Origin of the sequence: Methylobacter sp., from assembly GCF_036845245.1 — a bacterium.
In the GTDB taxonomy this organism is placed as follows: domain Bacteria; phylum Pseudomonadota; class Gammaproteobacteria; order Methylococcales; family Methylomonadaceae; genus Methylobacter_A.
The window spans coordinates 35,236-43,399 of sequence record NZ_DAIUEH010000048.1 but is presented as its reverse complement, the minus strand read 5'-3'; the positions used below and the strand labels follow the sequence as shown (position 1 = coordinate 43,399).

Annotated in this window: 9 protein-coding genes; all 9 read left to right on the top strand. The window is 49.2% G+C overall.

Annotated features, from left to right (window positions below; genetic code table 11):
• Positions 1-866 precede the first annotated feature (866 nt).
• The 9 genes from V7051_RS18885 (at position 867) to trpA (ending at position 8,151) form a co-directional block, all read left to right on the top strand.
• On the top strand, positions 867-1,118 hold the full coding sequence (locus tag V7051_RS18885) for a hypothetical protein (RefSeq protein ID WP_333877657.1): 252 nt from the start codon (positions 867-869) through the stop codon (positions 1,116-1,118).
• A gap of 65 nt (positions 1,119-1,183) precedes the next feature.
• The gene (locus V7051_RS18880; protein WP_333877655.1) at positions 1,184-1,771 is read left to right on the top strand and encodes a YdbL family protein; all 588 of its coding nucleotides are present in this window, start codon (positions 1,184-1,186) and stop codon (positions 1,769-1,771) included.
• A gap of 2 nt (positions 1,772-1,773) precedes the next feature.
• On the top strand, positions 1,774-3,108 hold the full coding sequence (gene rlmD / locus V7051_RS18875; protein WP_333877653.1) for a 23S rRNA (uracil(1939)-C(5))-methyltransferase RlmD: 1,335 nt from the start codon (positions 1,774-1,776) through the stop codon (positions 3,106-3,108).
• A 21-nt stretch (positions 3,109-3,129) separates the two neighbouring features.
• Positions 3,130-3,636 (top strand): L,D-transpeptidase, encoded by a 507-nt coding sequence (locus V7051_RS18870; RefSeq protein ID WP_333877652.1) that lies wholly within the window; start codon positions 3,130-3,132, stop codon positions 3,634-3,636.
• A 138-nt stretch (positions 3,637-3,774) separates the two neighbouring features.
• On the top strand, positions 3,775-4,578 hold the full coding sequence (gene truA, locus V7051_RS18865) for a tRNA pseudouridine(38-40) synthase TruA (protein WP_333877650.1): 804 nt from the start codon (positions 3,775-3,777) through the stop codon (positions 4,576-4,578).
• Positions 4,579-4,665: 87 nt separating this feature from the next.
• Positions 4,666-5,340 carry a DUF2231 domain-containing protein gene (locus V7051_RS18860; RefSeq protein ID WP_333877648.1) on the top strand — a complete coding sequence of 225 codons (675 nt, stop codon included), beginning with the start codon at positions 4,666-4,668 and terminating at the stop codon, positions 5,338-5,340.
• Between the two features lie 182 nt (positions 5,341-5,522).
• The gene (locus tag V7051_RS18855; RefSeq protein ID WP_333877647.1) at positions 5,523-6,152 is read left to right on the top strand and encodes a phosphoribosylanthranilate isomerase; all 630 of its coding nucleotides are present in this window, start codon (positions 5,523-5,525) and stop codon (positions 6,150-6,152) included.
• Positions 6,149-7,351: a tryptophan synthase subunit beta gene (gene trpB / locus V7051_RS18850; RefSeq protein ID WP_333877645.1), complete on the top strand. Its 1,203-nt coding sequence runs from the start codon at positions 6,149-6,151 to the stop codon at positions 7,349-7,351. Before V7051_RS18855 ends, trpB begins: the two co-directional genes overlap by 4 nt.
• The gene (gene trpA, locus V7051_RS18845; protein ID WP_333877643.1) at positions 7,348-8,151 is read left to right on the top strand and encodes a tryptophan synthase subunit alpha; all 804 of its coding nucleotides are present in this window, start codon (positions 7,348-7,350) and stop codon (positions 8,149-8,151) included. The genes trpB and trpA overlap by 4 nt, the downstream gene beginning before the upstream one ends.
• The last annotated feature ends 13 nt before the right edge of the window (positions 8,152-8,164 follow it).

The window sequence follows — 8,164 nt, the reverse complement described above, 5'->3', positions numbered from 1 at the left end:
TTAGAGGATTGGGGGGAGTCGTGTCTTTCCCAATAGTCTAGCTCAACCGGTGAGCCGGGGAGTCGCTATTTTTGCGAAAGCTTTTATGGGCCTCCCAGCCCAACAAGCGGCAAAAATTACGCGACCGCTAATGCCTGCGGCTGCCCCAGCCGTCCTGGTCACTCGATCGCTACCCAACAAGGGGTAGCTCACATGCTCTCCAATGACTCGACGCGATTTCGGAAAGCCTGCATTTTCACTTCGCAAGCTGCGTGAAAACACATGCACTATCGCTTCTGGGGACTACTCGACTCCTGTCTCGCAGCGCTGGCTTCTATTTAGCTCTTAATTCACATTTGACTTATCAATACGGCAGTAACGGTTCATTGGCAGGAATTTCCCTGGAGATAACGCAAGACCTGCTGGACAGTTCCTCTTTTGGTGTGAATCCGCAGGACTTGCATAAGCTGTCCTTGCTAAGTGAAGGATCGATGTGGTTGGGTTAAGGAAGTTTTTGACGACGCTATCGCATATAACATCAGTTCTGCAGCAGGTGGAACTGATTGCTCCCCGGAAAGTAGCGATGGCGATTTTTCTCATCATCTGTTGAGAAGCTCTATACTGGATTACAAGCTGACTTGTCGCAAATTTCGGTACGCGCCGTTGGCCTGGTGAAATCCTGACGATCAAATCTGAGTCAACTGTAGACACGAATTCATCTATATCTGCCGGCAGTATTCGACCCATGATAAGCTTGCTGAATTGAAGCTGTCGAATGACATGCTATGTACATTGCTATATCTTCAAAAAAGTGAAATTCATGATCGTATTAGTACATATTTGGAATAATCCATTTGTGACCGACAACAATTCCGGAGAATGCCTCAATGTCCAAAAAGCCGATAACCCCCCCAAAAGACATCGATCAACAGCAACATATTCGCGATTTACAACGTAGGGCCGAAGAATTCGTGGGCGGCGAACTGTCGTTCTTTGAGTCGGAAGAGATGGCGACGGAGTTGCAGGAACGGTTCTGGGAACGGGGGATAGCTCGGAATGGACCTGCTGGTCGTGTTCTGCGTCCGGCCAATACCGATCTGCCGCGAATAGCTACGATAGGTTATAATTCTCCGCCTTAACCGAAATACGTTGATACAGGCACTTGCAGCGTATTTCAATATCATCGAATAGTCCGGAGGCCGTTATGAGAAAAATATCCCTATTAAGCGCAATATTGTTGACTGCCTGCGTCACCATCAACATTTACTTCCCTGCTGCCGCCGCTGAAAAGGCCGCAGATGAGATCATTAAAGACATTCAAAAAAATACCCCGCAACAAACGGAACCCAAGCCTAAGGCCAGTTTGCCGGACTGGCAGGTCAGCGTTTATCAGCTGATTGATGCGGCGATTAATGTGGTGGTGCCGTCCGCGCAGGCCGATGAGGCGAATCTGGCAATCGACAGCGCTGAAATCAGGCAGGTGCGAAGCGCTATGGAAGCCCGTTTTGCCAGTCTGCAACCGTTGTATGCAGCCGGTTTTGTCGGCATACAGGCGGACGGTTTGCTGGCGGTCAGGGATGCCGGCAGCGTACCGCTTAAAGACAGGAATCAGGTCAATAAACTGGTCGCCGCGGAAAATGCCGATCGGCAAAGTCTTTATCAGGCGATTGCCAATGCCAACGGTCATCCGGAATGGGCGGCGCAAATCAAATCAACCTTTGCCGCTCGCTGGGTGAGTAATGCTCAACCGGGCTGGTGGTATCAATCCTCAGGAAGCTGGAAACAAAAGTAAACATGGCAAATAGAAGAAGAGTCAAAAAGCAGCTACCGGACACGCCGGTTAAAGTCACTATAGAATCTCTGGCCCATGACGGGCGCGGCGTGGCGCATGTCGACGGTAAAGTGATTTTTATCGATGAGGCGTTGCCGGGCGAAGAGGTGGAGTTTGTTTATACCGAAAGCCGCAAGGATTATGCGGAAGGTAAGGTCGTCAATCTGTTGAGCCGCGCTGCCGACCGGGTCGATGCATTGTGTGCGCACTACGGTGTCTGCGGCGGTTGCAGTTTTCAGCATGTCGAATCGGCGGCGCAAATTCGAATCAAGCAGGATTTGCTGGTCGATCAGTTTAAGCGCATCGGTAAGGTGGAAATACCTGAGCTTTGGCAGCCGCTTGAAGGCCCGCATTGGGGCTATCGCAGCAAAGCGCGGATGGGGGTTAAGTATGTCGAGAAAAAAAACCGGGTGCTGGTCGGTTTCAGGGAAAGACGGCATCCGTATTTGGCTGAAATTGAAAGTTGCGTGGTGATGAACCCTATCGTCGGCACCAAGCTGATGGCTTTGTCGGAAATGATCGGCGGTTTGACCATCAGGGACAAAATCCCGCAGATTGAAGTGGCTATCGGCGATAACCAATGCGTGTTGTCGATTCGGGTGCTGGAGCCGCCGACCGATGCCGATAAGGAACGGATGCGCGAGTTTGCCCATCAGAATGACATGTCGCTGTGTTTGCAATCGAAAGGTCCGGATACGATCGTGCCGTTGGATGGCGAACCGGAGGTGATTCCGACTTATGCGCTGCTGGATCAGGGCTTGGAGTTTAAATTTAAACCGGCGATGTTTACCCAGGTTAATTACGAAATTAACAAGAAAATGATAAACCGGGTGTTGGAGACTTTGGCATTGAATGAAAACGACTCGGTGCTGGATTTATTTTGCGGCTTGGGCAATTTTACCTTGCCGATGGCGAAATTTGCCGGGCGCGTGGTCGGCGTGGAAGGCGATCAGCCGCTGGTTAATCATGCCAAGGAAAATGCCCGTCATAACAATATAGAAAACGTTGAGTTTTATGCGGCCGATTTAAGCAAGGATATTAGCGATCAGCCTTGGGCCAACCGGAAATACAATAAAATCATGCTCGATCCGTCCAGGGCCGGTGCATCCGAGGTTTTGCATCATTTTAAAAAATGGCAGCCCGAGCAGATTGTTTATGTGTCTTGCAATCCTTCAACACTCGCTCGCGATGCGGGGATTTTGGTTAATGAGCTGGGCTATAAACTGGTTAAGGCAGGGGTGATGGATATGTTTCCGCAAACCGGGCATGTTGAGTCGATGGCTTTGTTTACAAAATAGAATACGAGTGTTCATTGTTAAATGAAAAATAATCATGCGGTGGATGCGGCGGATTATCTGGATATTTGTATCGCCAGCCAGCAATTGACTGTATATGCGGGTGGACATCCGGTGCAGTGTTATCCCGTTTCAACCGCCAAGAATGGATCGGGCGAACTGATGGGCAGCGAATGCACGCCGACCGGCTGGCATAAAATCAGGGCCAAGATTGGAGCCGGTCAGCCGTTAAACGCGGTGTTTGTCGGCAGACGCGCTACCGGAGAAATATACAGCGCTGAACTGGGCAGGCAAAATCCGCAACGCGACTGGATATTGACCCGTATCCTGTGGCTAGGCGGCCTGGAGCCGGGCAAGAATCGTTACGGCAAAGTCGATACGACCTGGCGGTATATTTATATCCACGGATGCCCCGATCAGTTAATGAATGGCAGACCTGAGTCGCATGGCTGTGTTCGGATGAAAAATGCCGATGTTTTGGATTTGTTTAACAGGATTGAGGCTGGGGGTAAAGTTTATATTCATGAGTAGTTGTTTTTTGGTGAGTGCGGGGTATTGCGGTATAGCTAAGTTTTATCTCGTAGAAGTAGGGCGTGCCGTGCGCTCCTCGATTTTTAAGGCGCGCACGGCGCGCCCTACCGGGCAGCAGTTTTATGTGAAGGGTCTGGCATGACGCGCATCGTTTTAGGCATAGAATACGATGGCAGCGGTTTTTCAGGCTGGCAATGGCAAACCGATCAGCGTAGTGTTCAGCAGGTGCTTGAGCAGGCCTTGTCGAAAGTCGCCAATCATCCCGTCACCGTACAATGTGCGGGAAGAACTGATACCGGTGTACATGCGCTTGAGCAGGTTGTACATTTTGACGCAAAGATAGAACGCGAACTTCATGCCTGGATGTTGGGTGGTAACAGTAATCTGCCGGATGATGTCAGAGTTACCTGGGTAAAACCGTCGGTGGATGATTTCCACGCCAGGTACAGTGCGATTGCCCGTTTTTACCGCTATGTGATTCTTAATCGGCCTATCAAATCGGCGTTATTGCGCAATCAGGCGACATGGCGTCCCAGCCCGCTGGATGCCGATAAAATGCATCAGGCTGCGCAACACCTGATCGGCAAGCATGATTTTTCCTCGTACAGGGCACAAGGCTGCCAGTCCAAAAGTCCTTGCCGGGAGATGTATTTTATTGATGTTTATCGGGACGACGATAAGGTCATTATTGATATTTCCGCCAATGCTTTTTTGCATCATATGGTCAGGAATATTGCCGGGGTGTTGATGGATATAGGTGCCGGAAAGCAGCCGGTAGAATGGACACAGGAATTGCTTGAGGTTAAAAGCCGCAAGTTGGGTGGCGTTACTGCGCCGCCTGATGGCCTATATTTGGGTGCAGTTTATTATCCTGAGCATTACGGTATTGCCAAACATCCGGTATTTGATAAATTGCCTGTTGATGCGAAGCGGCATGATTAATGTCTATAGAGGCGTTGTAATGCTTGTTTGCAATCGCCTGAATATCAAGTAGATTGTCTTTCTTATAAATATATAGCGATGGTTAATATGAATAACTTTATCTCTTTTCAAATTCATGGTGGAGCCGATCACGGTGGCGGTATTGCCGAGGGCGTTTCAGGTCTGCTGGCTTTTTTTGAAGAGCTCCCGAATCATGATCCTGAGGGCATTTTTTCGATATTACTGCCCGGCATTTCCAGCATGGACAATATTCATCCTTTGCTGGTGCATTTTCCGCTCGCATTTTTGTCGACTTTTTTTGTTTTGGATGTGGTCGGTACGCTGGCTAAAAAACAACACTGGCGCAATGTCGCAAGCTGGTTGTTGTATTTTGGCACTGTAGCCGCCGTATTTACGGTGATTGCCGGTTTTATTGCCGCAGGATCCGTAGCGCATGGGGAGGAGGTCCATGAAATTATGGAGCGACATGAGCACTTCGGCGTATCAGTGCTTTCTTTGGCGATTTTGTTGTCGGCTTGGCGCTTGAAAAGCGGTGGAGTTATTCAGGGCGGCGCTAACAGTTTTTTTCTGATATTAGCCGGTTTACTCTGTGGCTTGATGATGTTGGGTGCGGATTTAGGCGGCTTGATGGTTTATAAATACGGCGTGGCTGTTAAAGCCGCTCAAGTTTCAGATGCTGATGTTCATGAGCATCAGCATGACCATGACCATGACCATGACCATGACGAACATGAGCACGAACATGTTCATCAGCCTGAATAGATAGCATAAGGTAAGCGGTTCTTCTGCTTACCGATTTTAGCATTATTGAAAAAGGCCGGTTTTATATCGGCCTTTTTTGTTCTTTCATCAACTAAGATTAATAATGATTACAAACAAATCATAATGCTATTTTATGTTATTCTACGCGGCTAGCTTTTTTTGGAAATTTCTCATATCACTTTATGCGAACTCGCGTTAAAATTTGCGGTTTTACCCGTGCTGAAGATGCTGTTTGTGCAGCTAAATTGGGTGTGGACGCAATCGGTCTGGTGTTTTATCCGCCCAGTCCGAGGAATGTTGATATTGATCAGGCGGTTAAGATTGTTAATGCTTTGCCTGCATTTATCTCGGTCGTCGCTTTGTTTGTTGATGAGCGGGAGTCGCGGATACGCGATGTGCTGGAGCAGGTACCGATAGATTGCCTGCAATTTCATGGCGATGAATCTGCTGAAGCTTGCAGGATTTATGGTAAACGTTATATGAAAGCCGTCAGAATGGAGGATGGCATTGATATTCCAGACTTGGCTCTGCAATATCATGATGCGGCTGGGTTGCTGCTGGATGCCTATCATCCGGGAACGAAAGGCGGTACGGGCAGCCGTTTTGACTGGAACAGGATTCCTGAACATTGTGCCCTGCCAATCATATTGGCGGGTGGTTTGGATATAAATAATGCCAGACAGGCGGTACAGACGGTAAAACCTTACGCACTGGATGTCAGTAGCGGTGTGGAAGCGGAAAAAGGTGTTAAGGATGCGCTAAAAATGGCGGCATTTATACGAGAAGTTAATGAGGGTGACAGAATAATATGACAGAAAAATATAATATGCCCGATGAGCGGGGACACTTCGGTCCTTACGGCGGAATGTTCGTCGCAGAAACATTGATCCCACCGATTCAGGAATTGAATGCCGCTTATCAGCAGTATTTAAGCGATCCTGAATTTATAGCGGAGCTGGACGCGGACTTAAAGTATTACGTAGGTCGGCCTTCGCCTTTATATCATGCTGAACGCTGGAGTCGTGAGCTGGGCGGCGCACAGATTTACTTGAAACGCGAAGACCTGAATCATACCGGCGCACATAAAATAAACAATACGATCGGTCAGGCTTTATTGGCCAAGCGCATGGGCAAGACGCGCATTATTGCCGAAACCGGAGCCGGTCAGCATGGTGTCGCGACGGCGACGGTTGCAGCACGGCTGGGCCTGGAGTGCGTGGTTTATATGGGCGCCGTTGATGTGGCTCGGCAGTCTTTGAATGTATATCGGATGAAATTGTTGGGCGCGAAAGTTGTCGCGGTTGAATCCGGTTCCAAAACCTTAAAAGATGCGTTGAACGAAGCGCTCAGAGATTGGGTGACCAATGTCGATAATACCTTTTATATTATCGGTACGGTTGCAGGGCCGCATCCTTATCCAGCGATGGTCAGGGATTTTCAGGCGATCATCGGCCGCGAAGCAAAACAGCAATGCCTGGAGCAAGCCGGACGCTTGCCTGATGCTCTGGTTGCCTGTGTCGGCGGCGGATCGAATGCAATCGGTTTGTTTTATCCGTTTATTGATGACCGTTCGGTAAAAATGATCGGCGTTGAAGCGGCTGGCGACGGTATTGAAACCGGTCGTCATTCCGCCCCTTTATGTGCCGGACGTCCCGGCGTACTGCACGGTAACCGGACTTACCTGATGGAAGATGACGACGGTGAAATTATCGAGACCCACTCCATTTCAGCCGGTTTGGATTATCCGGGCGTCGGTCCTGAACATGCATGGCTGAAAGATACCGACAGGGCTCAGTATGTCAATATTACCGATAATGAAGCGCTGGAAGGTTTTCATGCATTGACCAGAATGGAGGGTATTATTCCGGCACTGGAATCGAGTCATGCGATGGCTTATACGATGAAGCTGGCGCCTACCATGAACAAAGATGAAATTATCATTGTCTGTCTGTCCGGCCGCGGCGATAAAGATATGCAAACGATGGCTCAACGCGAGGGGATAGAACTGTGAGTCGATTAGCCGCTACATTTGAACAGTTATCTAAAACAGGCCGCAAGGCGCTAATCCCGTTTGTTACCGCGGGCGATCCAAGACCTGATTTCACCTTGCCGTTGATGCATGCGATGGTTGAGGCCGGTGCGGATGTTATCGAGCTGGGTGTGCCGTTTTCCGATCCTATGGCGGACGGCCCGGTTATTCAGCGAGCCAGCGAGCGCGCTTTAGAACATAAAATGAGCTTAAGACGCACATTGACTATCGCGGCAGAATTTAGAAAAACCAATCAACATACGCCGGTGGTGTTGATGGGTTATGTGAATCCGATTGAAGCCATGGGTTATGAGAATTTTGCCAATGCCGCACAACGTGCCGAGATTGATGGCGTTTTAACCGTTGATTTGCCGCCTGAAGAGGCGGATGAATGCGTTGCCCTGTTAAAGGCGCGCGACATAGATCCGATTTTCCTGTTAGCGCCGAACAGCAGCGATGAACGCATTAAAAAAATGGATACAGCCGGTAGCGGTTATCTTTATTATGTTTCGTTGAAAGGTGTAACCGGAGCAGGGCATTTAAATACTGGGGATGTCGAGACCAAGCTCAATCAAATCCGGCTAAGCACCGGTTTGCCTGTAGCGATCGGTTTTGGCGTCAAGGACGCACAAACGGCAAAGACCGTTGCAAATCTGGGTGACGGTGTAGTTATCGGCAGTGCCCTGATCAGCAAAATTGAAGCAAACCTTGATGATCCGGAACGTGCCGGAAAAGAAATAGTCGAGTTACTGGTCGCTATGCGCCAAGCAATGGATAGCTGAAAGACAGGGTTTA